At 67.3% G+C, this 1,719-nt stretch carries 1 protein-coding gene and 1 pseudogene; both read left to right on the top strand.

Translation table 11 applies throughout. The features are described from left to right. Positions 1–424, top strand: a pseudogene (locus F0Q45_RS25830) (PE family protein); the annotation flags it as partial. A 107-nt stretch (positions 425–531) separates the two neighbouring features. Then, positions 532–1,719 (top strand): amino acid deaminase/aldolase (locus F0Q45_RS25825; RefSeq protein ID WP_149656568.1); only part of this gene is annotated, 1,188 nt, incomplete at its 3' end.

Raw genomic sequence — 1,719 nt, 5'->3', positions numbered from 1 at the left:
CGGCGCGACCAGCACCAACGGGGCGCTGTATGCCAGCGGCGGTAACGGCGGCAACGGCGGACTAATTTTCGGAACCGGCGGCGCCGGTGGAACCGGCGGCGCCGGTGGGGGCACCAGTGTCGGCAGCGGCGGCCAGGGCGGCAATGGCTCGGTGTTCTTCGGCAATGGAGGCGCCGGCGGCACCGGTGGCGCGAACGGGCAGGGCGCGGGCGGCTCCGGCGGCGCGGGTGCACTGTTCTTCGGCAACGGCGGTGCCGGCGGTAACGGTGCCCCCGGCGGCGCTGGTGCTGGCGGCAACGGCGGAAGCGCGGTGATCATCGGCAATGGCGGCAACGGAGGCAACGGCACCGGTGCGGCACCTGGGGGCAAAGGCGGCTCGGGCGGATTCCTCTTCGGTCAAAACGGGGTGAACGGGCTGCCCTAAGAGCGCTCTCGCCAAAGTGCCGATCGGCCAGCACACAACCCCGTTTTGCCTCCGATCAGCGTGTGTACCCGCGGTCACCCCGGTGCACGTTCAGTAGTGTGACGGCCGTGCATGAGGTGTGTAGCAGGCCACAGCCCGAGCCGGTCCGACTGGACCCGCAGGGCCGGCTACAGCGTTACGAGGAAGCATTCGCCAACCACGACGCGCCGTTCGCGTTCGTCGACCTCGACGCGATGTGGGGCAACGCAGATCACCTGCTCTGCCGCGCAGCCGACAAGCCAATCCGAGTCGCGTCAAAGTCCTTGCGGTGCAGGCTATTACAGCGGGAGATCCTCGACTCCAACGATCGATTCGATGGGCTGATGACCTTCACGCTGGCCGAGACGCTGTGGCTGGCCGGACACGGCTTCGACAACCTCTTGCTAGCTTATCCGACGACCGACCGCGCTGCGTTGCGTGAGCTGGGTGAGCTAACAGCCGAAAACCCCGAACGAGCGCCGATCGTGATGGTTGACAGCGTCGAACATCTCGACTTAATCGAAAGCGCGACAGCCAAACCCGTGCGCGTGTGCGTAGATCTGGACGCCGGGTACTGGCGCGCCGGCGGCCGGCTGCAGGTCGGCCCTAAGCGCTCACCGCTGCACACACCCGAACAAGCCCGAGCACTTGCGGTGGAGATTGCGCAACGCCCGTCGCTCAGGCTGGTCGCGTTGATGTCCTACGAGGGCCACATCGCCGGTTTCGGCGACCACGTCGCGGGTAAGCGTGTCCAAAACGCGGCCGTGCGGTGGCTGCAGCGTGAGTCCTTCGCGGAATTGCGCGAACGCCGCGCCCGCGCCGTTGAGCTGGTGCGAGAAGTCGCCGACATTACTATCGTCAACGCCGGCGGCACCGGGGACCTTCAGCTGGTCGCCCAGGAGCCGGCGATCACCGAGGCGACCGCCGGGTCAGGGTTTTACGCGCCTACGCTGTTCGACTCCTATTCGACGTTCTCCTTGCGGCCGGCGGCAATGTTCGCGCTGCCGATATGCCGCCGGCCCAACGCGAAGACAGTGACCGCGCTCGGGGGTGGCTATTTGGCCAGTGGAGTCGGCGCCAAGGACCGCATGCCCACCCCTTACCTGCCGAGCGGGTTGAAGCTCGACCCGATGGAGGGGACCGGTGAGGTCCAGACGCCGCTGTCCGGTGCTGCGGCCCGGCGACTGCGGATCGGCGATAAGGTCTACTTCCGTCACACCAAGGCCGGAGAGTTGTGCGAGCGGTTCGACCGGTTGTATCTGGTCCGTGGCGCGCAG

The organism is Mycobacterium simiae, from assembly GCF_008370645.1.
Classification (GTDB): domain Bacteria; phylum Actinomycetota; class Actinomycetes; order Mycobacteriales; family Mycobacteriaceae; genus Mycobacterium; species Mycobacterium simiae_A.
The sequence above is the reverse complement of the archived record's forward strand: the minus strand, read 5'-3'. Positions and strand labels throughout refer to the sequence as shown.